Source organism: Exiguobacterium sp. s161 (assembly GCF_018619045.1).
GTDB lineage: Bacteria > Bacillota > Bacilli > Exiguobacteriales > Exiguobacteriaceae > Exiguobacterium_A > Exiguobacterium_A indicum.
Window position 1 is genome coordinate 576734 of the sequence record NZ_JACSNH010000001.1, and the last position, 26378, is coordinate 603111.

Annotated in this window: 24 protein-coding genes and 1 other annotated feature; of the genes, 12 read left to right on the top strand and 12 right to left on the bottom strand. The window is 45.8% G+C overall.

The window, feature by feature from the left end; translation table 11 throughout:
- Positions 1-2 precede the first annotated feature (2 nt).
- Genes KNQ14_RS02780 through KNQ14_RS02790 form a run of 3 tightly spaced genes read right to left on the bottom strand, consistent with a single transcriptional unit; the run spans position 3 to position 2476 of the window.
- A complete protein-coding gene (locus KNQ14_RS02780) occupies positions 3-1196 on the bottom strand; it encodes an acetoin utilization protein AcuC (protein ID WP_214859571.1) in 1194 nt (397 codons plus the stop codon).
- Positions 1193-1825, bottom strand: coding sequence for an acetoin utilization AcuB family protein (locus tag KNQ14_RS02785; RefSeq protein ID WP_023469065.1), 633 nt, complete (start codon positions 1823-1825; stop codon positions 1193-1195). The genes KNQ14_RS02780 and KNQ14_RS02785 overlap by 4 nt, the downstream gene beginning before the upstream one ends.
- Before the next feature lie 18 nt (positions 1826-1843).
- On the bottom strand, positions 1844-2476 hold the full coding sequence (locus tag KNQ14_RS02790) for a GNAT family N-acetyltransferase (RefSeq protein WP_214859573.1): 633 nt from the start codon (positions 2474-2476) through the stop codon (positions 1844-1846).
- Between the two features lie 146 nt (positions 2477-2622).
- Between KNQ14_RS02790 and acsA the strand changes: the two genes are divergently transcribed.
- Together acsA and KNQ14_RS02800 are read left to right on the top strand one after the other, a co-directional pair.
- The gene (gene acsA, locus KNQ14_RS02795) at positions 2623-4326 is read left to right on the top strand and encodes an acetate--CoA ligase (protein WP_023469063.1); all 1704 of its coding nucleotides are present in this window, start codon (positions 2623-2625) and stop codon (positions 4324-4326) included.
- Between the two features lie 198 nt (positions 4327-4524).
- Entirely contained in the window at positions 4525-5073 is a 549-nt protein-coding gene (locus tag KNQ14_RS02800) for a hypothetical protein (protein WP_174316491.1), read from the top strand.
- Between the two features lie 125 nt (positions 5074-5198).
- On the opposite strand, the gene KNQ14_RS02805 is transcribed toward KNQ14_RS02800, so the two are convergent.
- A complete protein-coding gene (locus KNQ14_RS02805) occupies positions 5199-7715 on the bottom strand; it encodes a transglycosylase domain-containing protein (RefSeq protein ID WP_214859575.1) in 2517 nt (838 codons plus the stop codon).
- Between the two features lie 148 nt (positions 7716-7863).
- Positions 7864-8068 (top strand) — a binding site (T-box leader).
- Positions 8069-8124: 56 nt separating this feature from the next.
- Between KNQ14_RS02805 and tyrS the strand changes: the two genes are divergently transcribed.
- Positions 8125-9372 (top strand): tyrosine--tRNA ligase, encoded by a 1248-nt coding sequence (tyrS, locus tag KNQ14_RS02810; RefSeq protein WP_174316490.1) that lies wholly within the window; start codon positions 8125-8127, stop codon positions 9370-9372.
- A gap of 45 nt (positions 9373-9417) precedes the next feature.
- Here the strand turns inward: tyrS and KNQ14_RS02815 are convergent, their stop codons facing one another.
- The 3 genes from KNQ14_RS02815 to KNQ14_RS02825 all read right to left on the bottom strand — a co-directional run bounded on the left by KNQ14_RS02815 (position 9418) and on the right by KNQ14_RS02825 (position 11417).
- Positions 9418-9945 carry a biotin transporter BioY gene (locus KNQ14_RS02815; protein WP_023469060.1) on the bottom strand — a complete coding sequence of 176 codons (528 nt, stop codon included), beginning with the start codon at positions 9943-9945 and terminating at the stop codon, positions 9418-9420.
- 153 nt (positions 9946-10098) lie between these two features.
- A complete protein-coding gene (gene rpsD, locus KNQ14_RS02820; RefSeq protein WP_023469059.1) occupies positions 10099-10698 on the bottom strand; it encodes a 30S ribosomal protein S4 in 600 nt (199 codons plus the stop codon).
- Between the two features lie 233 nt (positions 10699-10931).
- Positions 10932-11417, bottom strand: a complete 486-nt coding sequence (locus KNQ14_RS02825) for a GAF domain-containing protein (RefSeq protein WP_214859577.1) — start codon at positions 11415-11417, stop codon at positions 10932-10934.
- 223 nt (positions 11418-11640) lie between these two features.
- On the opposite strand from KNQ14_RS02825, the gene ezrA reads away from it, so the two are divergent.
- A complete protein-coding gene (gene ezrA, locus KNQ14_RS02830; RefSeq protein WP_214859579.1) occupies positions 11641-13347 on the top strand; it encodes a septation ring formation regulator EzrA in 1707 nt (568 codons plus the stop codon).
- 67 nt (positions 13348-13414) lie between these two features.
- Complete coding sequence (locus KNQ14_RS02835) at positions 13415-14974, top strand: amidohydrolase (RefSeq protein WP_214859583.1); 1560 nt, start codon at positions 13415-13417, stop codon at positions 14972-14974.
- On the opposite strand, the gene KNQ14_RS02840 is transcribed toward KNQ14_RS02835, so the two are convergent.
- A complete protein-coding gene (locus KNQ14_RS02840; protein ID WP_214859585.1) occupies positions 14966-15733 on the bottom strand; it encodes a MerR family transcriptional regulator in 768 nt (255 codons plus the stop codon). The genes KNQ14_RS02835 and KNQ14_RS02840 overlap by 9 nt on opposite strands.
- Before the next feature lie 89 nt (positions 15734-15822).
- The gene (locus tag KNQ14_RS02845; protein ID WP_023469054.1) at positions 15823-16638 is read right to left on the bottom strand and encodes an NAD kinase; all 816 of its coding nucleotides are present in this window, start codon (positions 16636-16638) and stop codon (positions 15823-15825) included.
- Between the two features lie 172 nt (positions 16639-16810).
- On the opposite strand from KNQ14_RS02845, the gene tpx reads away from it, so the two are divergent.
- The 4 genes from tpx (at position 16811) to KNQ14_RS02865 (ending at position 20552) form a co-directional block, all read left to right on the top strand.
- Positions 16811-17302, top strand: a complete 492-nt coding sequence (tpx, locus tag KNQ14_RS02850) for a thiol peroxidase (protein ID WP_214859586.1) — start codon at positions 16811-16813, stop codon at positions 17300-17302.
- A gap of 100 nt (positions 17303-17402) precedes the next feature.
- A complete protein-coding gene (locus tag KNQ14_RS02855; protein ID WP_023469052.1) occupies positions 17403-18311 on the top strand; it encodes a class I SAM-dependent methyltransferase in 909 nt (302 codons plus the stop codon).
- Between the two features lie 120 nt (positions 18312-18431).
- Positions 18432-19643 carry an acetate kinase gene (locus tag KNQ14_RS02860; protein ID WP_023469051.1) on the top strand — a complete coding sequence of 404 codons (1212 nt, stop codon included), beginning with the start codon at positions 18432-18434 and terminating at the stop codon, positions 19641-19643.
- Between the two features lie 303 nt (positions 19644-19946).
- Positions 19947-20552, top strand: coding sequence for a 3D domain-containing protein (locus tag KNQ14_RS02865; protein ID WP_087681238.1), 606 nt, complete (start codon positions 19947-19949; stop codon positions 20550-20552).
- A 314-nt stretch (positions 20553-20866) separates the two neighbouring features.
- Here the strand turns inward: KNQ14_RS02865 and KNQ14_RS02870 are convergent, their stop codons facing one another.
- Positions 20867-21304, bottom strand: coding sequence for a universal stress protein (locus KNQ14_RS02870; RefSeq protein WP_029342342.1), 438 nt, complete (start codon positions 21302-21304; stop codon positions 20867-20869).
- A gap of 154 nt (positions 21305-21458) precedes the next feature.
- On the opposite strand from KNQ14_RS02870, the gene KNQ14_RS02875 reads away from it, so the two are divergent.
- Positions 21459-22184, top strand: coding sequence for an SDR family oxidoreductase (locus KNQ14_RS02875; RefSeq protein WP_214859587.1), 726 nt, complete (start codon positions 21459-21461; stop codon positions 22182-22184).
- A gap of 239 nt (positions 22185-22423) precedes the next feature.
- Here KNQ14_RS02875 and KNQ14_RS02880 read toward each other — a convergent pair whose 3' ends face one another.
- The gene (locus KNQ14_RS02880; protein ID WP_214859588.1) at positions 22424-23527 is read right to left on the bottom strand and encodes a M24 family metallopeptidase; all 1104 of its coding nucleotides are present in this window, start codon (positions 23525-23527) and stop codon (positions 22424-22426) included.
- A gap of 155 nt (positions 23528-23682) precedes the next feature.
- On the opposite strand from KNQ14_RS02880, the gene KNQ14_RS02885 reads away from it, so the two are divergent.
- The gene (locus tag KNQ14_RS02885) at positions 23683-24993 is read left to right on the top strand and encodes a DRTGG domain-containing protein (RefSeq protein ID WP_023469046.1); all 1311 of its coding nucleotides are present in this window, start codon (positions 23683-23685) and stop codon (positions 24991-24993) included.
- A gap of 51 nt (positions 24994-25044) precedes the next feature.
- Here KNQ14_RS02885 and KNQ14_RS02890 read toward each other — a convergent pair whose 3' ends face one another.
- Entirely contained in the window at positions 25045-25353 is a 309-nt protein-coding gene (locus KNQ14_RS02890) for a YtpI family protein (RefSeq protein WP_023469045.1), read from the bottom strand.
- A gap of 63 nt (positions 25354-25416) precedes the next feature.
- Between KNQ14_RS02890 and KNQ14_RS02895 the strand changes: the two genes are divergently transcribed.
- Positions 25417-26352: a DHH family phosphoesterase gene (locus KNQ14_RS02895; RefSeq protein ID WP_214859589.1), complete on the top strand. Its 936-nt coding sequence runs from the start codon at positions 25417-25419 to the stop codon at positions 26350-26352.
- Positions 26353-26378 lie beyond the last annotated feature (26 nt).

Here is a 26378-nt window from a genome sequence, read left to right on the forward strand (position 1 = left end):
AATTAATCAATGGAGTAAGGGGAAGTCGCAGTCAATTGATTCTTACGCTCATCGCTCACGAACGGCCAAATCAGTCGTTTGACGGTTTCCCAATTTTTTTCTTCGATTTCAGGTCGTCGCGGAATGGCGGGATAGAGTGGGGATGGATCATGCCAGTGTGTAGGTGGGGTTGTTTCTTGTCCACTCCAACGTTCTTGCCATGAAACAGGAATCTCTCCGTGAAACGGAGCTTGTCCGGTCATGGCAGCGAAAACTTGACTCCACGCGCGGGGAACGACACGATACCAGTCATAGCCACCGCCTCCTAAAGCAACGATTTTTCCATTCGTATATTTATTTGCTGCAGCGACGGCGATTTGAGGTATCTGTTCATAACTTTTCATCGTCAAAGATAGATGAGTCAATGGATCAAGCGCGTGTGCATCGGCACCATTTTGCGTAATGATGAGATCTGGTTGGAACAATTCGCAGGCTTCAAAGAGGGCCGTCTCATACGCGAGTAAAAACGAATCATCTTCCGTAAAGGCGTCCAGTGGCACGTTCCAGCTGAATCCATACCCTTCTTCAGACCCCCGTTCCGTCACCATTCCCGTTCCTGGAAATAAGTAGCGACCCGTCTCATGGAGAGACAATGTCATGACGTCCTTTCGATTATAAAAGGCCCATTGTACACCATCACCGTGATGGGCGTCTGTATCGACATAAAGAATTTTACAGTGATATTTTTCAATCATGGCTGCCATGGCGACAGCGGTATCGTTATAGACACAAAAACCAGAGGCACGTCCACGGAATCCGTGATGCAATCCACCGCCGATATGAAAGGTCCGTTTATATTGACCAGATAAGACGAGATCACACGCTTCGATCGTGCCGCCGACAAGGAGAGAAGCGCCCGAATGCATCCCTTGAAACAAAGGTGTATCTTCTGTCCCAAGACCATACATCTGTGCCTTGAGGGGGGTTAATGCTCCGGTTCCAGCTGCTTTGACGGCGGCAATATAATCCTGATCATGAACGAGTGACAATTCTTCATCAGTCGCATGACGTGGCGCGATACAAGGAATGTCATCTAATTGATGCATCGCTTCAAGCAAGGAAACAGTTAATTCGAGACGAATCGGATTGAATGGATGTGTCTCCGAAAACCGATAAGTCGCTTCTTCAGGACTGTACAGATAAGCAAAATCCTTCATCTGCTCACATCCGGTCCAAGTACATCGAATCCTTCTTTGCGCAACTTTTCGATAATCCGAATCGGATTCATCGTCTGGACACGAAACGCAACGATCCGGACATACGGATCGTCTGTTGGATATACGAGTACATTTAAGATATTGATATTCGTTTTGGCAAGCAGTGCGGCAATTTTTGCTAATGTTCCAGCAGTGTTCTCAACACGGATTTCGATTTGAGAACTTGGTTCGAGTGCACCTGTCAATTGAACGAATGTCCGCAACAAATCCGTTTCCGTGACGACACCGACAAGGCGTCGACCGCGGACGATTGGCAGACACGTCAATCGGTATTCATAAAACAGCACAGCCGCATCTTCGAGAAAATCGAGCGGATGAGCCGTGACAGGACTTTCAATCATGATGCTTGAGACCGGATACTGTAGGTCTTGTTTTGCTGTATCCGGATGAAAGATACTACTTGCGCTTTGAATTTCCTTTAATCCGACAAGACCGACGAGTTCATGGCGGGCATTGACGACAAGAACATGACGAATCTGATGACGTTGCATGAGTTCGACCGCATGCGCGATGGAATTCGTCGGTTGCATCGTGATGCACGTCGTATTCATGATTTGTTCGATTAACATGACGATTCCTCCTCGAGCTCAGTCATACATGAAGCGTCTTCTCAAGCGTAGCGCATCAAAATGAGCGACGACTTCAGGTGAGACGTGTTTTCCGATACGTGCCATCAGGCAGTTGGCAGGATGGGAGGCGATTTCCGGATCGTCGGTCGGGAAGAAGACAAGACCACCATGGTTCATCATCTTCTCCATGATCTTTCGGTAATCCCAGACCGATAGTCCGCTCCCTTTTAGGTCCCAATGCCAATAATATTCAGTCGTTAAAATCAAATAGTGTTCCATAGCAGGATCGAGCATAGAGATTTCAAGCAATTTTTTACCGATCTGTTGTCCGCGGAACCGAGAGGAGACTTCGATCGCTCCTAGTTCCAAGATGTACGGATTGTTTCCTTCGCTCCACGTTTCGTAAGGGTCAGGGTATAAGTAAGTCACATAACCGATGATTTCCGTTCCTTGACGAGCGACGATGATCCGTCCTTCTTCAAGGTCCGCAATCTCAACGAGCGCTTGATGTTGTTCAGTGGGTGGACGAAAAGCCGTCAACCCTGAATCGAGTGTATACGTTGCTAGTGTTTGACTCGGTACGGGACCTTCGATGTCAACGGGACCGAGTGATGTTTCATGCGTCCGATGATTGAATTGTTTTTCAAACATGTAAGCGTCACCACCTTCCTATTCATTATAGACGAAAGCGCTTGAGCAAAGAGAGGGATTTTTTAACAAATTGACGGCAAATGGATTGAACTGACGGATAACTAGCTTATAATAAAGAGGAAAACATAGAAGGGGAGGAACGAGACATGAAAGTTTTGAAAGCGCTTCCGGGGAAGCATTGGTTAGCAGAGTATGATGAAACGAACACGTACGACTGGAAAGATGCTGAGCAGTACTTTTCATGGGCGACAACGGGGAAAGTCAACATGGCTCATGAAGCAATCGACCGCCACGCAGAAGGCGAGCGGGCGAACAAGGATGCGCTGATCTATTTCGATGGAACGACGGAACAACGATTCACATATGCAGATATGAAACGATTGACGAATAAAGCGGCAAACGTATTAGTCGACGCAGGGGTCAAAACGGGTGACCGTATTTTCATCTTCATGCCACGTTCACCGGAATTGTATTTTGCCTTGCTTGGCGCACTGAAGGTAGGCGCAATCGTCGGTCCGTTATTTGAAGCATTCATGGAACAAGCGGTCCGTGATCGCTTGCTTGATTCTGAAGCGAAGTTACTCGTGACGACGAAGGCATTGCTCCCACGTGTTCCAGTTGGGGAACTGGAATCACTTGAAAAAGTAGTACTTGTCGACGAAGATATCGAAGAATCGGACACATTACTCGATTTCCGCAAAGCGTTCGAGCAAGCATCCGATGTATTCGAACCGGTCTGGTTAGATCGTGAAGACGGATTGATCCTGCACTACACTTCAGGATCGACAGGGAAGCCGAAAGGTGTGCTCCACGTTCAAAATGCGATGATTCAGCACTTGATGACAGGTCGCTGGGTACTTGATCTCCAAGAAGATGATATCTACTGGTGTACGGCTGACCCGGGATGGGTCACAGGAACAAGTTACGGTATCTTCGCACCATTCTTGAATGGCGCGACGAACATCGTCGTCGGTGGACGCTTCAATCCGGATTTCTGGTACAGTGTCATTGAGAAGTACAAGGTAACGGTCTGGTATAGCGCACCAACGGCTTTCCGGATGTTGATGGGAGCGGGAGCGGATGTTGCAAATCATCATGATCTCTCAAGTCTTCGTCATGTATTGTCTGTCGGCGAACCGTTGAACCCAGAAGTCATTCGTTGGGGGAAAGAAGCCTTTGATCAACGGATTCATGATACATGGTGGATGACGGAGACAGGCGCGATGATGATTTGTAACTACAAGTCGATGGACATCAAACCGGGATCGATGGGGAAACCGATTCCAGGAACTCAGGCTGCGATCATTGATGATCAAGGAAATGAGTTACCGCCATTCCGAATGGGGAACCTTGCTTTAAAAACACCATGGCCATCGATGATGCGTCAAATTTGGAACAATCCGCAGAAATATGAATCGTATTTCTTTAAAGGATGGTATGTCTCAGGGGATTCTGCCTATATGGATGACGAAGGTTACTTCTGGTTCCAAGGACGTGTCGATGATGTCATCATGACGGCTGGAGAACGGGTTGGTCCGTTCGAAGTCGAAAGTCGTCTCGTCGAGCACCCAGCTGTCGCAGAAGCCGGTGTCATCGGGAAACCAGATCCAGTCCGCGGTGAAATCATCAAGGCGTTCATTGCCTTGCGTGATGGTTACGAGCCGACGGATGAACTAAAACAAGAAATCCAAGCATTCGTCAAAGAGGGGCTGGCTGCTCACGCGGCACCGAGAGAAATTGATTTCCGGGATAAATTGCCGAAGACACGAAGTGGTAAAATCATGCGCCGTGTCTTGAAAGCATGGGAGTTAAATCTTGAAACAGGGGATCTTTCTACGATGGAAGATTGAGTGTAAAAACAGTTCCAGTAAAATTCAGAGATTAGTAAGTTCAAAAAATTCTATTATGGAAATTTTATCCCCCTTACTTAAGGGGGATTTTTTATTACAAATTTTTTAAAAATAGATGATAGAAAGTTAAAAGAATTTTCTTATGTTATAATTTTACTGAATTATTTTTCCAATAAAAAGAGTAGGGAGATGGTTTGTTTGGTTAAAATCAAGACTTTAAAATCTGGTTTAATTCTTTCCACCGTTCTAACTGTATCTTTAGGCGCACCAAGCTTTACAAGTGCTGATTCAGGGAGTTCAACTCTACCTACAAAAGATTCGGGATTACACGCTATGTATTACAAAATGTATGCTCCAAAATCTCAAACTAAATACAAACAATTTAGTGTGGCGATCCAAAAAGTAAATAAGATTAAAAAAGATAACAATAAAATAATCTTGTACGGTACTTTTGTAGCTGGAGGAGGGAATCTTGCTGGTTACGTGAAGAGTATACAAAATGTTCCTTATGTCGGAACGGCATTAAAGGCTGCAGAAAAAGGTGGAACTGCAATGGTTTTACTGGGGACATATGGGAAAATGACGTATTCTAAATTTAAAAAAGATAGTATAGTCATGCACAAAACTTATTTTAAGTGGACGAACCCTGCAAAGTTAGAATACTCTGTAAAAATAAAATCTTGGGTCGCATATAAAGGAAAAAAAGTGACTAAAGTAAAAACATCAACCTTCTCTAAGTCACTCTAAATTAAAATTTTCAAAATGAGGTTGTAATATAATCCAGTTTAATAAACGAAAGACCCTCGAAACGAGTAGTCGTATCGAGGGTCTTTTCCTATAAAATCAGTTAGTTGTGTTCCAGCTTCTTTTTATTAGTTTTCAGAAGTATCGTCTTTCTTTTCATCTTGTTTTTTCTGTTGTTCTTGTTGTTTCTGTACATCTGCTTCTTTTTTCTTCGCCTCAGCTTCCGCTTTCTTCTTAGCTTCCGCCTCGGCTTTCGCTTTTGCATCGGCAGCGCGTTTGGCGTCGTCGGCTGCTTTTTTCTTAGCATCAGCTTCCGCTTGTTGCTCGTTTTGTTGAGCTTCTTGTTTCTGTTCTTCCGCTCTGCTTGCTTCTTCTTCTGCTCGCTTAGCTGCTTCTTCTTTCTTTTTCTCAGCTTCCGCTTTTTTCTTCGCCTCTTCGGCTTTTTTCTTTTTATCTTCTTCTTTGAAACGACCACTGTTCTTAAAGTCATTTGCTGTTACAGAAGATGGTTGTGTGAAGCGAGCACCTGATTTGAAATAGCTGTTGTTAGCGCCATATGCTGCGTTCGCCATTTGTGACCATAGCGTCTGTGTGCGTTGATAATACGTCGTCGGACCGATGAGTGAGTTGTTTTGGTCATGCCCTGTCCAGACGGCAAGGGTCACACCAGGTGTCGAACCAACGAGGTAAGAGTCTTTGACATCATTGGTCGTACCGGTTTTACCTGCCCAGTCTCCAGGAACATTCAATCGGTCTTTTGCAAATGTTGCCGTACCTTTTGTGAAGACACCGCGCATCATATCAAGCGTCAAGTAAGCCGTTCGTGGTTCGTAAATTCGTTTTTTCTTTGGTTTTGCTTTATAAATGTTTTTTCCGTCTTTCGTGATTTTCGAAATGACGTATGGTTGCACGAATTCACCATAGTTCGCGAGTGTTGCGTAAGCACCAGCAAGTTCGACTGGTGTGATCTCCATCGTTCCGAGTGCTGCCGAAGGAGCATAACGAATCGCATCCGGTACTTCCACGCCCATATCGACGAGTTTTTGAATCGAGTTCGACATGTTCATCTTCTCGTAAATCTTAACAGCAGGTACATTTAATGAGAGTTCAAGTGCGGTGCGAACCGTCACGTTCCCACGATAACGACCGCCTTCGTTCTTGATTGGGCGATCACCTGGTTGACGTGGTACGGTCTGGTAGTAATACTCTTCGTCATTGACGGTCGATCCCGGAGTAATTAAACCGTTCTCGATACCATTTGAATATACGAGAATTGGTTTTGCTGTCGATCCGATTTGACGTTTGGCTTGGAATGCCCGGTTGAAGTCATCCGCTTTCCCATCCATATAGCGCCCGCCGACGAATCCAAGGATACGACCTGTTTCGTTTTGAACCATGACCGCTGCTGTCTCTTCGGGATCTTGTTTCGAAACGGTTTTTTTCGTTTTTGGATCCACGACTTGTTTGTACTGCATGCTGCCAGGGAAGTTTCCATTGTTCTTCGCAGGTTGTTGCATGGATTCATGAATTTTCTTATCCAGCGTCAAGTGAACTTTGTACCCACCTTGACGGAGAGCAACCAGTGCTTGATCTTGGTAGTTTGCTCGAACTTCTGCTAGTTCAGACGGTTTGACTTCATCTTCTTTAATTCCATCTTGTTTCATCAAGTACTTCGTCATGATTTTTGTTGCTTCACGCTCTGCTAAGTCGTAGACATACGGATATGTGTCACGTGAACGTTTCGATTGTTTCGCAAAGTCTTTCGTGATATCGTACTTGATCGCTTTTTCGTATTGTTCTTTTGTGATGTTTTTTGCGACATACATCCGCTTCAAGACGGTTTTCATCCGATTGATACTTGGTGTCAAATCTTTCTTGACGACGCCACCTTGAAGATACGGTGTGTAATAATAAGGGTTTTTCGGAATGCCGGCGAGGAAGGCTGCTTGTGGTAATGTCAGCTTTTTCGCTGATTTATTAAAGACACCTTGAGAAGCCGCTTCAATTCCAGCAATGTTACGTCCGAGTGAATTTCGACCAAATGAGACGACATTCAAATAAGCTTGAAGAATTTCGTCTTTTGACATCGCATTCTCGAGGCGTAGCGCTAAGATGATTTCCTTTGCTTTGCGTTCGAACGAGACTTCATTCGTCAAAATTTGGTTTTTAATTAATTGTTGAGTCAACGTACTTCCGCCAGTCCGTGACGCGGAGTTTGTCAGCTCTTGCAAGACTGCACGCAATGTTGCTTTTGGGACAACACCATCATGCTGATAAAAATCAGTATCTTCAGTTGATAAGACGGCATCTAATAAATACGGAGAGATATTTTTAATGTCGACAGGCTGACGTTCTTCATCAGTAGAGACGTTCGTCAATTTCTCGCCGCTTCCCCAATAAATCTGACTCGTTACTGCATAGCTATTGACTTGTTGTTTCATTTCCGTCAATGGAGGGGCTTTCGTACCTTTGACAAGGGAAGCGAAGTATCCGCCGGCAGCTCCGACAGAAAAGCTTCCAATGAGCAACACTGCTATGATGAGGAATAAAATGATGTTCCATGAAACATCGTATGTGATATTCGACCAGTGCCGAACGGCTTTCGTCCGGGGGTGATTCCAAAACTTGGACCAGTTCTCGCGCATAAATGATCTCCTTTGCATCTTAAACTTAGGTGTAAATTAATATTAAATCACAGATAGACGTATTATACCATAAATCCATTGCTTAATTTTGGCTTGACAGCGGATTCGCCTTCGACGTATCATGAAACCATCTTATTTTCATATGATACGTTAAACAGTGATCGGAATACAGTAGTAAGTCACTCCCTGTGACAGAGACCTAGTGGTGCTGCGAACTAGGACACAGTGAACTTATGAATTACGCTTCCAGGAGTTTCTTGAGAAATCAAGCGGTCCGTCCCGTTATCGACGAACCAAGTGGTCCTTTTTAAAAGGGCAATCAGGGTGGTACCACGGAATCTTCCGTCCCTTCGTCTTAGACGAAGGGACGGTTTTTTATTGTTAAAAGTGAACTTTAGGAGGAGACACAATGACGTTATTAGAGGATTTAGAATTTCGCGGTTTAATTAACCAGATGACGGATGAAGAAGGATTGAAGACATTACTCGAGACACCAACGACACTTTACACAGGATTTGATCCAACAGCGGATTCACTTCACATCGGACACCTGTTGCCGATCTTAGTCTTAAAACGATTCCAACAAGCAGGACACCATGTCGTAGGTCTCGTTGGTGGAGCAACGGGAATGATCGGAGACCCGAGTGGTCGCGCAACAGAACGTTCGTTGAATACATCGGATATCGTCGAAGAGTTCGCGAATCGGATTAAGGACCAGTTGTCACGTTTCTTACCACTTGAAGGAGAAAACCCGGTCACGATCGCCAATAACCTGGACTGGACGAAAGATTTGACGATCATCGATTTCTTACGCGATATCGGAAAACACTTCCCGGTCAGCTACATGCTTGCGAAAGACTCTGTTGACTCACGCCTTCAAAACGGGATTTCATTCACTGAGTTCTCATATATGTTACTTCAATCGTTTGACTTCTTGAAACTCTACGAAGACAAAGGATGCCGCCTTCAAGTCGGAGGTAGTGACCAGTGGGGGAACATCACAGCAGGGATGGAATTGATTCGTCGTGCGGGTCATGAAGAAAAAGCATTCGGATTGACGGTACCGCTTGTTACAAAAGCAGACGGTCAAAAATTCGGTAAGACAGCAGGTGGTGCGGTTTGGTTAGACGCTGACAAAACGTCACCGTACGAGTTCTACCAATTCTGGTTCAACGTTGACGATCTTGACGTCATCAAGTTCTTGAAATACTTCACGTTCTTAACGCACGAAGAACTTGACGCGCTCGCAGAAGAAGTCAAGGCAGCACCAGAGAAGCGTGTCGCGCAACGTCGTCTCGCAGAAGAGATGACAGTTCTCGTCCATGGTGAAGAAGGGCTGAAACAAGCGCAACGTATTACGACGGCACTCTTTAGTGGAGACATTAAATCGTTGCAAGTCGAAGATATCGAAGATGCGTTCAAAGGAATGCCACGCTTTACACTCGGTGAAGCGACAAACCTCGTCGACGTTCTCGTTGAGGCGAAGATCAGTCCGTCAAAACGTCAAGCACGTGAAGACGTTACGAACGGTGCGATCTACCTGAACGGAGAACGCGAGCAAGATTTAACGAAAGAAATCACGGAAGCTGATGCAATCGGTCGCTTTACGATCGTACGTCGCGGAAAGAAAAAATACTTCGTCGTCGAGCATGCTTGATGATATACGAAACGCTCCCTGCACTTAGATGCAGAGAGCGTTTTTTTAAGCTGTCCGGAATAAACGGAGTGGCAACAAGCGAACGGCGATTGTTGTGGCGATGACGGCTTTGATCGTATCCCATAAGACAAAAGGATAGTTGATCGCAAAGGCATCTTTGAACGATAGATCGAGTACAGCCATTAAACCGAATGTTCCAAGCAAGTAGACTAAACCAAGTCCGAAGACGATCATCCCGATGAAGAGGGGAACGAAGCGACGCGTTTTTTCAGCAACAAGTCCGATGAAGAATCCGGCAATCGGAAAGGCAATCAAATAACCAACGGTTGGTCCGACGAATGGGGCTAGTCCGCCTTTTCCGCCAAGCACCGGTAGACCAGCTGCTGCGAGTAATAAGAAAATCAAGACAGCGAGTCCACCACGTTTTCCACCGAGAATCGCGCTGACCGTCATGATCGCGAGCATCTGGAGCGTGATTGGAACAGCGCCGACAAGTTGAATCTGTGGCAAAGAACTGACGGCTGCGATGATGGCAGCACCAAGGGCGATGAATGTTAAATCTCTTGTTTTCATGAATGAAGTCCTCTTTTCTGTTTGTGTTAACTATTTATGTTTAAAGGTTAACACAAACGGATGAATGACGTCACTCTTTTTTTAAGACCAGGTATACATTTTAGTCATAGGCATAAAAAAAGCACCCACCGAAGTGAGTGCTGGAACAATCGATTAACGTGAGTAGTACTCGACGACGAGTTGTTCTTGGATTTGATCGTTCAATTCAGAACGCTCAGGAAGACGGACGAACGTTCCTTCGAGCTTCTCAGCATCGAAAGTAACGAAGTCTTTAGTTGCTGGAGCAACTTCGAGTGCTTCTTTGATAACGACAAAGTTCTTCGATTTTTCGCGAACTGAGATCGTTTGACCTGGTTTCACGCGGAATGATGGGATATCAACGCGTTGTCCATCAACTTGGATGTGACCGTGGTTGACGAGCTGACGAGCAGCACGACGTGTACGAGCCATACCCATACGGTAAACGACGTTATCAAGACGTGCTTCGAGTAAGAACATGAAGTTCTCACCGTGGATACCAGGCATTTTGCCAGCATCGTTGAAGATACGGTTGAATTGGCGTTCGTTTACTCCGTACATGTGACGAAGTGTTTGCTTCGCTTGAAGTTGAAGACCGTACTCAGATACTTTACGACGGCTGTTACCGTGTTGACCTGGTGCGTAAGGGCGTTTTGCGATTTCTTTTCCTGTTTCAGTAAGTGAGATACCGAGACGACGTGAGAGTTTCCAAGCTGGACCTGTATAGCGAGCCATAATAAGACTCCTCCTTATTGTTCGTTATTATTTGCATAAAAATAATAACGCCATCAAACCCACATTACGCCCATTTCATGATGTGGCACCCTCGCTTGATAGCAAAGTTACACGATGCCCCTCCGGTTATTCACCGAGTCATGAAATGTGATACGTAAGCGATTTGACCGCTATCGTTATCATTTCTGCACTTTTACAAGTATACGGTGTGGATAATCGACTGTCAATCAGAATTACAGATGGCGAAGCAGTGTCGTACAGAATGCTTCTAGACCAGCTTGATCGACTTCGTCGAAACGGTTGAATTCTGGGCTGTCGATATCGAGGACACCAATCGTTTGTCCGTCTTTGACGAGTGGAATGACGATTTCTGAATTCGAAGCCGCGTCACATGCGATGTGACCTGGGAACTGATGTACATCTTTGATTCGTTGTGTCGTTTGTTCTGCTGCGGACGTTCCGCAGACGCCACGACTGAATGGAATACGGACGCATGCTGGAAGTCCTTGGAACGGTCCGAGGACGAGTTGGTTTTGCTCCGCATCCGTCAAATAGAAGCCGACCCAATTGATACGGTCGAGGAACTGGTTGAGCAACGCGCTCGCGTTCGATAAGTTCGCGACTTGATTGTCTTCTCCCATTAATAGCGCATCGAGTTGTTTTGAGAGCATGTCATATTGTTTCGTCCGGTCACCTTCATATGTCTTTGTTTCGAACATAATAAAAATTCCTCCCGTGAAAAGCGTATTTTTCTTAGTTTAACGAGTTTTCGCGTAGCTGACAAACAATTGATTTTTGGAAAAAGGATTCAAAACAGCGGAAGAAATCAGGAAAAGCCCTTGTAAATCTATGCAAAACGGTTGCGCTATACTATTATAAGGATAAGATTATTGCGATTTAGAGAAAATCTAAAGTCGTAGGACAGAGTGGAGGTCGTGACAAATGTGGGCATGGGTGATCGGAGTCATCGTCATCGTATTACTCGTCATGCTTTTTAGCATGATCAGTCGAAAAAAATACTACACGAAAATCGATGAACTTGATATGCGCAAACAAGGCATCGTCAGTGCATCGATTCCAAAGGAGTTGCAGGACTTAAAGCAACTACCGATGGCGGGTGAGACGGAGACGAAGTTCAGCTCCTGGCATCAAGCGTGGGAAGAGTTATTAACGGTCCACGTCGCCCAAATCGATGAGACCCTTTACCGGGCAGAGGAAGCGCTCGATAAATATCGGTTCATCGCCGTCAAGAATGACCTCGAAGTAACGGAACAATTGATTGCAGAACTCGAAGGGTTGATCGATGAGATGCTCGTCGAGATGTCGACGTTCAAATCGAATCAATCGGTTCTAGCCGAACTGAAAGCGCAAGGGGAAGCCGATTCAGGGCAAGTTCGGAAATCATTATTGATTCAAGCGAACTCATTCGGTCCGGCGCTTGCGCGTCTCGAAGAACGAAGTGAACAAATCGACGCGCACTGGAATGAGATGTGTCAGTACGAAGCTTCAGGTGAAGTGACGAAGGCGTATGAAACAAGCTTGTTACTCGAGCAAGAAGTAGCAACGACGCGTCAACTCGTCGAACTCGTACCGAAACAATGGAAGATTCTCGCTCATGAATTGCGTCAACGGATTGATCAGCTCGGAGCAGGCTATAAGGAAATGTCGTTAGATGGGTATCCGCTTGAACCACTCGGTCTTCAATCCGAGATCAAACGGTTCGAGGAACAACGTCTGAGCCTTTCTGAAAAAATCGAAATGCTAGAAGTCGATGGTTTGGAAGAGGCGATTCAACAGTTATCAGCCGATGTGGATCAAATGTATGATACGTTCCGTCGTGAGGTCGATGCGCGTCATCAAGTGAAAAAAGAAAACCAATTCTTGAAACAAAAAGCACTACGGATGCGTGAACGGATTCATCAGTTGGCACAAGAATTCAGTATCTTACGTGAAAAATATGAAATCTCAGCAGATCTAGGGATTCACTATGAGACAATCCAGCGTGACGAAGAGCTACTGTTTGAAGCAGCAAAAGATCTCGATGAGTCGATTGCTGGAAAAATCATCCCGTTCAGTATGCTTGAAGATCAGATGCGCGATGCGATTCGCCTTGAAGAACAGTTGATGATTCAGTACGAACGCTTTACGGTCGAACTCCAGGCACTTCGAAAAGAAGAGACGGAAGTTCGCGAACGAATCGTCGAATGGCGTCATCAGCTGTCGCAGGCACGTCTCCGTCTGAAACGACTCGGATTACCGAATTTACCGGCTGAGGTGGAAGAAGCGCTTCGAAATGCGAATCGTTCACTGCAGACGCTTGAAACACGGTTAGAGGAGTTACCGTTTAACGTTCGATCAATCGTCGCACAAAGTCAAGACGTCCAAGAAACGTTTAAACATGTGCAAGAACGGTTAGATACATTAGTGTTCGAAGTCACGTATGCCGAACGGCTCGTCCAGTATGCGAACCGATACCGTCGCCACGACAACGAGATACATATGTCGCTGACGATCGCGGAAACGAAGTTCTTAGCGGGAGACTATGAACGAACGATTGTCTTAGCGGAACGTGTCCTAAATGAATACGATCCGGCCGCGATCGAACGTATTAAACGGTCGTGTGCACCAGAAGAAACATTGCACGTTTAAATCAGGATCGACAATTCAGGGTGACCGTCATGGTCACCCTATTTTTGTAAAAAGAGGAGTGAGTGGAATGGGAACACTATACGTAAACGGATTAATTCGAACGATGGCACACGAAGAGGATGTCCATTCAGCGATGTTCGTCGAGAAGACGCGGATCATCGCGATGGGAGAGGAAGGAAAGCTACGCCGCCGTTTCGGTAGACGTATTGATCAAATTCACGACTTGAACGGAAAAGCTGTATATCCAGCCTTTACGGATGCGCATATTCATCTGATCGGTTACGGGGAAGCAATCAATCGTGTCGATGCCTCGCGTTATACAACGCTTGAAGCGTTAGGACAAGCTTTTCTCAAGGCGGAACCAGTCAATGGGATCCATGTGGCAGAAGGCTATGACGAAACGAAGCTTGATCGTGCACCGACGAAGGCATGGCTCAATCAGTTGTTCCCTGACGCACCTGCCTTGTTGAAACGAACGGACCGGCATACAGCACTTGTCAACGATGTCTTGTTCCAACAGCTCGGATATAAAGCATCAACCGTCATCGAAGGTGGAAAGGTCGGTTTATCGGATAATGGAGAAGCAGACGGATTCTTGTACGATGCGGCGCTTGAACCTTTATATGCGTTACAAGCTGGAAACTTGGAGCGAAATAAAGCGTCCCTTCGGTCAGCGATTAAGAACTTATACCAATATGGCATCATTGCGGCACATACGGAAGATTTGTCGTATCACGGGGATGTCGCGGATATCTTGCAAGCCTATAAGGAAGTGACGCAAGAGACAGGATTCCATACACACCTGCTCGTGCATCATCTTGTCATCGATGAGTTCGTGCAACAACAACCTACTTTACCGTCAACGATGTCAATCGGTGCGATGAAACTGTTCGTCGACGGCGCTCTCGGAGGACGAACCGCTCTTCTCGGTCGTGGTTATTCCGATGATCCGACGACACGTGGTATCGAAGTGCATACACCAGACCAACTCGAACAACTCGTCAAACGTGCACGTAGTTACGGATTCACGGTCGCGGCACATGTCATCGGTGATTTAGCAATCGAGCGGTTCGTACAGATGCTCGAGAAGTATCCGGCGCCAAAAGGGAAACGTGATCGCATCATTCATGCGACGGTCGTCCGACCAGAAACGCTTGCGCGAATTCGGAAGTTACCAGTCTTGGTTGACGTTCAACCGGTCTTTTTACTGGATGACGCCGACTTCATCGTCGATCGACTCGGATTGAACCGTTTAGACTGGAGTTACCGTTTACGTTCTTTAGCTGAGACCGGCGCATTATTGTGCGGTGGAGCAGATGCGCCGATCTCTGACCCCGATGTCCGACGGTCGCTTTATGCAGCGACGGAAGGAATGGCAGGGCGTGTCAATAAAACGAACGAGACGTTATCGATGTTTGATGCCTTGTTGCTCTTTACGAAGAATCCACATCTCGCGACGGAAACACATGGTCGAAAAGGATTGCTCTTACCAGGCTATGATGCCGACTTCGTCATCTTTGAAGAAGACTTCTATCGCTTACGTGGGGAAGCCATCTTGAATAACCGTTTGGTCGAGACGGTCCAAGCTGGAAAAACCGTTTATCAGGCGGAAGCCGCGTTAGTGTGATGTTTGCGTATAGTGTGAAATAGCTTCCGAATAGAACGTGGATAGTCCGGGGGCATACGCATCGTAATAGGCACGGAATCGTTCGTCAGACACATACATCTGACCGAGTGAGGCAAAGAGAGATAATGCGCACGGATAATAGTACGTATCGATGAAATCATGTTGTTCTTTGACGACTTGTTGAACGTCCGGATCCGTCGTCGCGTGCCCGTCGCGGTAAAGGGTCGTCAAGCGCTGATCGAGTTGCTTATGCATGCCGCTCAGTTGTTCTTTCTCTTTTGGTGTTCGTTGTTGTTGTCTTTTTGCACTGATTCGATAGGCGTCAGTGTCACCGTAGTGTTGCTGGACTTCATCTGCATGTTGCTTTTCATGCATAACGATTTCTTCGTGGCGCAAACCACGGAATAATTGTTCGTCTTTCATCGGGAGTCCTCCTTTTAAGGTGAGTAATGTCTGTTCAGCGAGTCGAGCAAGCATTTGATAATGCGAAGCTTTTTCTTGAAGGAGTGCAATCTGCTTTTTCAGTGTCGTATGATGATTGGGATCAGATTGCGTGAGTAATCTTTGGATTTCTGACAGTGGGAAATCAAGAGAGCGGTAGAGCAGGATTTGTTGTAAACGTAAAAGATCCTCTCTGCTGTAACTTCGGTGACCAGCATTGGTACGCTTTGGCACGAGGAGACCGATCGTCTCATAATGATAGAGTGTTCGTTTTGTGACGCCGGTCAGTTTGGCGATTTCCTGAGTGGAATACATCATTTGTGTACCTCCTTTGATTGGAGTATAAAGGGTGACGTAACGGGAGACGCAATAAAAAATCTGCCCCGAGGAGGCAGATTTTTTTATTGTCATAAGAACGAGCGTTGAATCTTATGCCAAAATGTATTGTTCGTCAATTTGACGGTTTTCAGTTCTTTTTCAGAAAGCTGGATATCGACTGAATCTGTTCGTGTGAGACTGAGTGCTTCGTTATCCATCCCGATGATCGGATAGTCGTTTCCGTCCTCGATGATGCGTAACGAAAGTTTCCGTCCACGATTCAATAGGAAAGCAGAACCGAGTGTCCGGTACCGGTTGTTGTTGACGGAAGCAATTTCGCTGACTTGAAGACAATGGATCAACGGATCGACGATCGCACCAGAGAGTGACTTATTATAAGCCGTAGAGCCCGTCGGTGTTGAGATGACCATTCCATCCCCACGGAATGTCTCAAACAGGAAGTCGTCGATATAGACTTCGATCGCGAGTGATTTGATGATGCTCGACTTCACGGAACATTCGTTCAGACAGAGCATCGGTGGTCCACCGTTGATGGATGCTTCGAGCAGTGGATAACGACGTACTTCGATTTCACCATCCGAGACACGGTTGCCTGTCTCTTTAAAGATCGCTTCGACCGCAGAAAGATCATTGATATCAAAATCACAGTAGAACGAGTTTGGTCCTTCAGCGAATCCAACATAGATCGCATCATCACGGAAACCTGTGAAGCGTGCCGCTTGCAAGAAAGCCCCATCTCCACCAATCGAGACGATGATGTTTGCTTGTCGGTGATCTTGGACGACGTTCAGTCCGTATCGTGTACCGACATCAATCAACTTTCGCACCTGCGTCTCGTGTCTTTGTGTATTTCGGTAGTACAGGTAGACATTATTTCGAGCCATGGTCAATTCCCCCTTGAAAGCGTTTCATGAACTCTTTCATTATACCTGTTTTTTAGAAAGACGGGTACTGAAGTCCATCAATTACGGCAGAATGCTTGCCATCTTCGCGGATCATTCCTATAGTTAAATAGAAAATACAGTATATCCATTCAGGGGAAAAGGGGAATTCATAATGGCAACGTTTAAAGGAAATCCAATCACACTTCAAGGTACAGCGGTTCAAGTCGGACAAACAGCACCTGACTTTCAAGTGTTAGCTAACGACTTATCACCGGTAACACGTGATACATATCAAGGTGTCCGGATCATCAGCGTCGTCCCATCAATCGATACAGGCGTTTGTGATGCGCAGACACGTAAATTCAATGAAGAAGCAGCAACAATCGAAGGTGTGACGGTCATGACGGTCTCAAACGACCTTCCATTCGCACAACGTCGCTGGTGCGCATCAAGCGGTCTCGATCAAGTCGTGACGTTGTCTGATCACCGTGATCTTTCATTCGGTACACAGTATGGCGTAGCCATCGAAGAATTACGCCTGCTTGCCCGTTCTGTTTTCGTTCTTGATTCAAACAACAAGATTACGTACGTTGAATATCTTGAAGAATCAACAGACGAAGTCAATTTCGAAGCAGCACTCGCTGCAGCACGTGAAGCAAAGTAAGAATGGTTTACAAACGCCGCTGAAGCGTTACAATGGAACTAATGATAGAAACGGCTCCCGCTCTACGGGGGGCCGTTTCGTTTTGGAGAGGATGACGTACATGGAGCCGTTAGAAAAGTTATATAAGGAATTAACACGTCAAACAAAACAAATCGAACGTGATCTGGATATGCCCTATTTAGAAGCACTGACGACGGTGATTGATCGATTGAACGATCGTCATACTGAAAATGTAGACAAAGAAGTCATTCGTAAGGCAGTATCGCTTGCTATTCTAGAAGGGATGAAACAAGCGCAACCGAATCATTTGCCGACGCCAGATAGCGTCGCTTTGTTTGCTGGTTATCTAATCGGGAAATTGGTAGGTAAGGAGGACATCCGACTACTTGAGTTGGGGAGTGGGACAGGTGGCATGTTACATGCTGTCTTAAGTCAGCTTTCGACAGGTACATCTGCTGAGGCGGTCGAGGTAGATGAGACATTGATTCGTTTATCGGCAGCGGTAACGGAATTACTCGACTATCCAGTCACGTATACCCATCAAGATGCATTACGACCATTATTGTTAGATCCAGTTGATCTTGCGATGGCTGATCTTCCTGTCGGTTATTATCCGGATGAAGAGGCTGCCGCTTCTTACATCTTGAAACGAGATGAAGGCATGAGTTACAGTCATTTCTTGTTGATTGAACAAGCGATGCAATACGTCAAACCAGGTGGATTTGGAGTCTTCGTCATTCCGAACGGTCTGTTCCAGCATGATACGGAAGGGAAGTTGAAACAGTACTTCGAATCAAAAGCGCATGTCATCGGTATTTTGCAGTTGCCGCTCACGATGTTCAAACAAGAACAGGCAGCAAAAAGTTACTTGATCGTCCGTAATCATTTAGCCGGTATGAAGATGCCAAAACAAGCATTGCTTGCTGAGTTGCCATCGTTCACAGATGCTCGCGCGTTTGGCGGCATGGTGAAACAGATTGATGAATGGATTAACACAGAATTAAAATGAATTACGCAAAGTGATTGAAATCTGTCGTTAATTTGACTATTCTAGTTGTAGAACAGAAATAGAAGAAAACCTAAACAGATGTGAATGTTCATTGGATTCAAATGGAAAAGGGGAAAAATCATGGCAAAAATTATGGCGGTAAACGCAGGTAGTTCGTCTTTGAAGTTCCAATTGCTCGAAATGCCGAACGAAACGATGATCGCAGTCGGACTCGTTGAACGCGTCGGTAAAGACGATGCAATCTTTACGATCAAATATGGTGAAGGACAAAAGTATACAGATGTCCTCCCACTTGCAACACATAAAGAAGCAGTCGAGTTGTCACTCGAAAAATTAATGGAGTTCGGAATCATCTCGTCTTACGATGAGATTAAAGGTGTTGGACACCGTGTGCTTCATGGTAAAGAAAAATATGCAGACTCTGTATTGATTACAGATGAAGTCATGCACGATATCGAGTCGTACACAGAGCTCGGACCACTTCACATTCCACCAAACTTGATCGGAATCCGGGCATTCCAAGCATTGCTTCCGGAAGTACCACAAGTGGCAGTCTTCGATACGGCGTTCCACCAAACGATGCCAGAAGAAAACTTCCTTTACAGCTTGCCGTATGATTACTATACAGAATACGGTATCCGTAAATATGGTTTCCACGGTACGAGCCATAAATACGTTACGGAACGTGCATCTGAATTACTCGGTCGTCCGTTAAAAGACCTCCGTTTGATCTCGTGTCACCTAGGTAGCGGAGCATCGATCGCAGCAGTTTCGGGTGGCGAATCAATCGATACGACAATGGGCTTCACACCGCTTGAAGGGATCACGATGGGAACACGTTCTGGTTCACTGGACCCAGCGTTGATTCCATTCTTGATGGAGAAAACAGGGAAAACAGCAGAAGACGTCTTGAACGTCATGAACAAAGAGTCTGGAATCTACGGTCTTTCAGGTCTTTCAAGTGACTTGCGTGATGTCCAGACAGCTGCTAAAGAAGGAAACCATCGTTCAGAGATGGCACTTCGTATCTTTGCGAACCGTATCCACGGTTACATCGGGCAATACGCTGCTGAGATGAATGGTGTCGATGCGATCATCTTCACAGCCGGTGTAGGTGAAAACTCAGATTCAATCCGTGAGCGTGTCTTACGTGGTCTTGAATTCATGGGCGTTTACTGGGATCCATCACTCAACAACGGAGCTCGTGGAGAAGAACTCTTCATTAACTACCCACACTCACCAGTTAAAGTCATCATCATTCCAACGAATGAGGAATTGATGATTGCACGTGACACAGTTCGTGTTGGTGGATTGGTTGCTCAAAACGCATAATTGTCTCAAAAGGACTGAGTCGTTATTCCGACGATTCAGTCCTTTTTTGATGAAATCTAAGAATGAAAATATACGAACGTACGATCTATTGTTACGGTGTTTGTCATATAACCAAAAATGAATCGTCATCTTTGTAAAAATAAATCCGAAAAAGGTCGATTTCTTTAAAAAATGAGTCCTTTGTAACATAAAAGTAATAGTACAGACATATTTTTGTGGTCTATATGTAACGGCACTCTCTCGTTTTGTCATGTATATTAATCTCAGTTAACAAACACGAAACAATGATGGAGGAGAAAATACATGATGAAACGGATGCTCGCAAGTGTTTTAACGGTCGTGTTAGCACTCAGTTCGTTCGCAGGTCTTCAAGCAGAGGCTGCAACTAAGAAAAGCGTCAAGTCAACAGTCGATAGCCTAGTCATTCGTCAAAAAGCTACTACTTCGTCGAAAAAACTCGGTCTTCTATATAAGAACCAAACGTTATCGTACAAAGCAAAAACAGGGAACTGGTACAAAGTAAGCTACAAAGGTAAAACGGCTTATCTTAGCGCGAAATACTCGAAACTCGTAAAATCGAGTGGATCGAAAAAACAATCGACAGGTGGTTGGAAAACAATCACGAACGTAAGTGCAACAGCTTACACACCATATGATCCAGGTAGCGGTAATCTGACAGCAATCGGTTGGAACATCAAAAGCTCGAAAAAGAAAGTCGTAGCGGTTGATCCACGTGTCATTCCACTTCGTTCGACAGTGAAAGTGTATTACAAAGGGAAATTAAAAGGGACGTATACAGCTGCTGATACTGGTGGTGCCATTAAAGGGAAAAAGATGGATATCCTTTACTACTCTCGTTCAGAAGCTTTCAACTGGGGTCGTCGTACGGTCACAGTAAAATACAAATGATTGCAAACCATCGGACATTGGTTCGATGGTTTTTTAATTAAGCAGGTCGTCAAAAAGAGGCCGACTCAAAAAAAGAATGATGCGTCTTTTCACGCCCTTTCCTCAGGCGAGACACAAGCCAGTTTTCCTGCTTCATTCAGCAGGAAAGCGGGTCTTGTTTGTCTCTGACAGCGCATAATGCGCTTTTTCCTGTAGGAGTGGCGTGTGACGCATCATTCTTTTTGTTACGAGATAAGGGTGGCAGATCATCATTCTGCCACCCTTATCTTTGTAGAGACTGACTTTTGAGTCAGCCCCTTTTTGTAGAAGAGGATTCATAAACGGACGATCAAGACGTCGCATTTTGCGTAACGCGTAATGCTTTCAGAGACACTACCGATGAAGAAACGCTCAACAGCGTTTAAACCAGTTGCGCCACAGATGATTAAATCAGCATCATGATTAGGGGCAAGCTTTTTAGCGATCGTTACTTTCGGTGAGCCGTATTCAATCGCTACTTCGACTTCCTGTACACCGCGATCTTGAGCAGTCTTGACGTATTCGTCTAGCAATTCCTTCGCGTAAGATTCGGCACGTTCCGTGATGGTGCGGTCATAGGCTTCTACTGTTGCGAATGTCCGTGTATCAATGACGTGTGCGATGATTAATTTTGCATCATTTCGCAATGAAACATCGATTGCCGTCTCAAAGGCACGTTCTGCCTCTTTTGAGCCATCTACTGCTACGAGTACATTATGATAGACGATTGCCATGATGAATCCATCCCTTCGTAATCGATATGATGAGTACACCCTAATTATACCATTCTTTTACTGGGAGCGGATGAAACATTCAGTGAGTTCTAAAAATTGTCCTTCCTTTCCGTTCCGTCGTAAGATGGAGTCAGTGAAAGGGGGCGATGCCAAGATGAGGCACGCGTTAATAACAGCAGGTACAAAAGGACTGGGAGAACGAGTGACGCGCCAGTTACTGGAAGAAGGTTGGAAAGTGACAGCGTTTCATCGTTCCGAACCCGAATTTACACATCCGAATCTCATAACGATTCAAGCAGATGTGACGAATCAAGAAGAATTGGAACGCGCAACCCAACAAGCAATCAATGAGCAAGGTCGGATTGATGCGTTGATACTTAATGCAGGACCTTATATATTTGAACGAAAAGCGTTAGTGGATTACACCGATCAGGAATGGAATGAAGTGATCACCGGAAATCTGACAGCTAGTTTTTGGCTGTTGCGTCAAGTATTGCCTGTCATGCGTAAACAAGCCTATGGTCGAATCATTACGTACGGTTTCCCGGAAAGTGCAACAGCGCCAGGATGGGTATGCCGGGCAGCGTTCGCTGCTGCTAAAAGTGGGATGGTAAGTTTGACGAAGAGTGTAGCGCTTGAAGAGGCAGAACACGGCATTACGGTCAACATGGTCAACCCGGGAAACATCGTCGGTGACAATAAGACGAAGTTGATTTCTGAAGCGGAGCAAGATGAGGCGACGCCGGTCGGAAGAACGGGTGTCGGAGAAGATATCGCTCGCGCGATCTCTTTCTTGTTGGCAGAAGAATCAAGTATGATCACGGGAGCAATCCTCGATGTGACTGGTGGCGTAAATGTCGTCCATCAATCCCGTAAGTAAGAGAAAATGAGGTTGACTCAAAAAAAGAATGACGCGTCTTTTCACGCTCTTTCCTCAGGCGAGACACAAGCCAGTTTTCATGCTTCATTTAAGCAGGAAAGCGGGTCTTGTTCGTCTCTGACAGCGCATCAATGCGCTTTTCCTGTAGGAGTGGCGTGTGACGCGTCATCCACGAGATAAGGGTGGCAGATTATCATTCTGCCACCCTTATCTTTGTAGAGACTGACTGTTGAGTCAGCTTAAGATGATGGAATGGATTGAAGATGTTTTGGTGTGCGAGTTAACGCAACTGGACCTTCCGCAGTGAGATGAATATCATCCTCGATACGGACGCCACCGACACCTGGAACATAAATGCCTGGTTCGAGTGTGTAGACGATACCAGCTTCAGCCGTCAGTAGGTTGTTTGACGCGAGGGACGGGAATTCATGAACCTCGATTCCGAGTCCGTGACCGACACGGTGCGTGAAGTACTGTCCGTAGCCAGCGTTTGTAATAACGTCACGGGCTGCCTTATCTAACGCACCGAGTGTCGTGCCGATCTGACTCGCTTCTGTCGCGGCTTCAAGTGCTTGGCGAACCGTTTCATAGATCTTTTTCTGTTCTTCGTTCGCTTCGCCATAAATGAAGGTCCGTGTAATATCGGAACAGTAGCCTTTCCAAACGACGCCGAGGTCGAATAAGACGAAGTCGCCTTCTTGGATGACACGGTCGCCGGGTACACCATGCGGATCAGCACTGTTTGCACCAAATAGGACAAGCGTATCAAATGACATCTCACGGACACCTTTTTTCTTCATTTCATATTCGATTTCTGCAATGACTTCGATTTCCGTGATTCCTGGGCGGATTGCTTGTTTACCGATTTCGATTGCTTCATCCGCAAGTGTGGCTGCTTCTTGAAGAATAGCGATTTCTTCCGGTGTTTTCTTCAGACGAAGCGCTTGTAAAGACTCACCGATATCAAGAATGGCTGCGTTCTCGAGACGTGAGCTTAGTTCCTGATAGCGACTAAACGTCATGTGTTCTCCTTCGATACCGATTCGGTTATTCGAGTGCTCGAATGTCGCGAATAATTCTGCTAATCGATCAAATGGGTTTTCGTGATCCTCATAGGTCATGACGTCTCCTTCCCAAGGACTCGCTGCAACGATACTTGCTTCGAGTGCCGGACAGAATAATACATGCTTACCGGTTACATCGACGAGAACCGCCATGACACGTTCGTGGGGTTCAGCGTAGACTCCTGAGAAGTAAAAGACATTTGCCTTCGAAGTGACGACGGCTAAGTCGATTCCTTGTTCTTTCAGGAATTCACTGATTTGATTCGTACGTTCGCTCATATATGATTCCACCTCTCTACTCATTTTCTACATAAGTATATCATCGTCCGGTTCGAAAAACATTTATCGCAAATCAGACTAGTACACGTTTTCATCTTTAGAGTAGTACAGTATAATGACAGGAGAGTAGAAAAAAGGAAAAGAAGGGATACAGTATGCCTACGAAACACGAACAGATCATTCGACATATCGAAGATCTTGATGTCGGAACAAAGATTTCCGTCCGACAAATCGCGAAGGATTTGACCGTATCCGAGGGGACGGCTTATCGCGCCATCAAGGAAGCAGAAAATTTAGGGTTCGTTTCGACGATTGAGCGAGTCGGAACGATTCGGATCAAAAAGAAACAAAAAGAAAATATCGAGAAGCTGACATTCGCGGAAGTCGTGAACATCGTCGACGGTCAGGTGCTCGGTGGTCGAAATGGATTACACAAGACGTTGACGAAATTCGTCATTGGCGCAATGAAGCTCGAAGCGATGATGCGCTATATCGATGTCGATAGTCTCGTCATCATCGGAAACCGCGAAAAAGCACATGAACTCGTGCTTGAAGCAGGAGCTGCTGTATTGATTACCGGTGGCTTTGATACGACAGAAGATGCGAAACGATTAGCGGATGAGATGGAGTTACCGATCATTTCGACGTCCTACGATACGTTCACGGTTGCGACGATGATCAACCGAGCGATTTATGATCGATTGATCAAAAAGGAGATTTTACTCGTTTCGGATATTTTAATTCCGTTGCATGATACGTTCTATTTACAGACGACGGATCCGATTTCACGCTGGCACGAGTTGAATGAGCAGACGAAACACAACCGTTATCCCGTCATCGATGAACAAATGAAGGTCGTCGGTGTCGTGACAGCGAAGGACATCATTGACCGTCCACATGACTGGGCTGTTGAAAAAGTCATGACCCGTCATCCGATCACGGTCGGTATTCGAACGAGTGTCACGAATTCTGCGCATCAGATGGTCTGGGAAGGAATCGAGATGCTGCCGGTCATCGACCAGTACGGTCGATTGCTCGGGATCATTAGCCGTCAAGACGTCCTCAAGGCACTGCAACTCGCGAATCGTCAGCCACAAGTCGGAGAGACGTTCGACGATCTAATTACAGGACAGATCAAGGCGGCAGAGGACGAACGAGGACCGTACTTATCGCTTGAGGTCTCGCCGCAAATGACGAACTTCATGGGGACTGCTTCGAGTGGGGTGTTGACGACGCTTCTAGTCGAAGGAGCGACGCGAATGTTACGCCATATGAAAAAAGGTGACCTTGTCATCGAGAACGTCAGCATCTATTTCATTAAACCTGTTCAAATCGAGAGCACGGTAACGATCCGGGCGAATGTCTTTGATGTCGGTCGAAAATTCGGGAAAGTCGATGTCGAAATGTATCAAGGTACACAAATCGTTGCGAAGGCACTCGTGACATCCCAACTCATCGATCGTTAAATGAATCAAAAAGAACCGAAGTCAATGGACTTCGGTTCCTCTGAATCTAGCTCAGGATTGCTCCATCTCGCGGACGACATACGGATAAATCTTTTTGTAACGGATGAATCCGGCGATGAATGAAGCAACACCGACGATGATTAAAATGGAACAAACGATTTTCCCGACGAGTGTCGTTAATCCGTTCCCGGAAACGAACTGGTTGACGGCGAATAGGATGACGAACAAGCTCAACCAAATGCTCGCTTGCGTATTGAACAAGTATTTTCGGTTCGTGCTTTTCGTATGGAACGCGCGGCGTTTTGCTAACAAATACCCACCAAGCGAGAAAACGATGAGGGCGATGAGGATGAATTGCATGTTAAAAGGACCTCCTTTTTGTCTTCATCTCATATCATATCAAGATTAGAGGAGCTGTGCACAGTGAAAGAGCAAATCAAACAAATGATTGAAGCGGCAGATACGATCATCATTCATCGTCATGAACGTCCAGATCCCGATGCACTCGGTAGTCAATTCGGTTTGCAATTGACGTTACAACATCAATTCCCTAGCAAAACGGTATTAACGGTTGGAGAGATGGCGACATCATTGTCATTCATGGGAGAGCTCGATCAAGTAGACGATGAATTATACAAAGAGGCGTTAGTCGTGATTCTGGATACAGCGAATCAAGCGCGGATTGACGGGAAGGTCGCAATGACAGGAAAAGACGTCATTAAAATCGACCATCATCCGGATGAAGATCCCTACGCACCAGTACAACTCGTCGATACGACGATGAGTTCGACATCGGAACTGCTCGTTCATTTATTGAACGAATGGGGATACGACATTCCAGGATCAGCTGCAATTCAATTCTACGCTGGGATCGTCGGTGACACAGGACGTTTCCAATTCCGTGGTACGACGAAACGAACATTTGAAGTCGCAGCGCAATTGATTGATGCAGGAATCGATACGGACTGGTTGTATCGTAATATGTACGAAACAGAACTTGCGGCGCTTCATTTACAAGGATACGTCCTGCAACAAATTCAATTGACGGATCAAGGTGTCGGTTATGTCGTATTGACACAAGATACGTTGAAACAGTTTGGCGCAACGGTTGAACAAGCATCGTTGCTCGTCAATAGTTTTGCCGGTTTAAAAGGCATGAAGTGTTGGGCATTGTTCCTTGAGACGGACACGGAGGTTCGCGTCCGGATTCGTTCGAAGGGTCCCGTCATCAATGAAGTAGCAAAAGAATTCAATGGTGGTGGACATCCGATGGCGTCTGGTGCAACGATTGGACAGTTGAGTGAAGTCGAACGTGTCATCCGTCGTCTGGACGAGGTCGCTGCTAACTTCCAGTTTTAAATGGAAAAAGGCTGCTCGGTCTCACT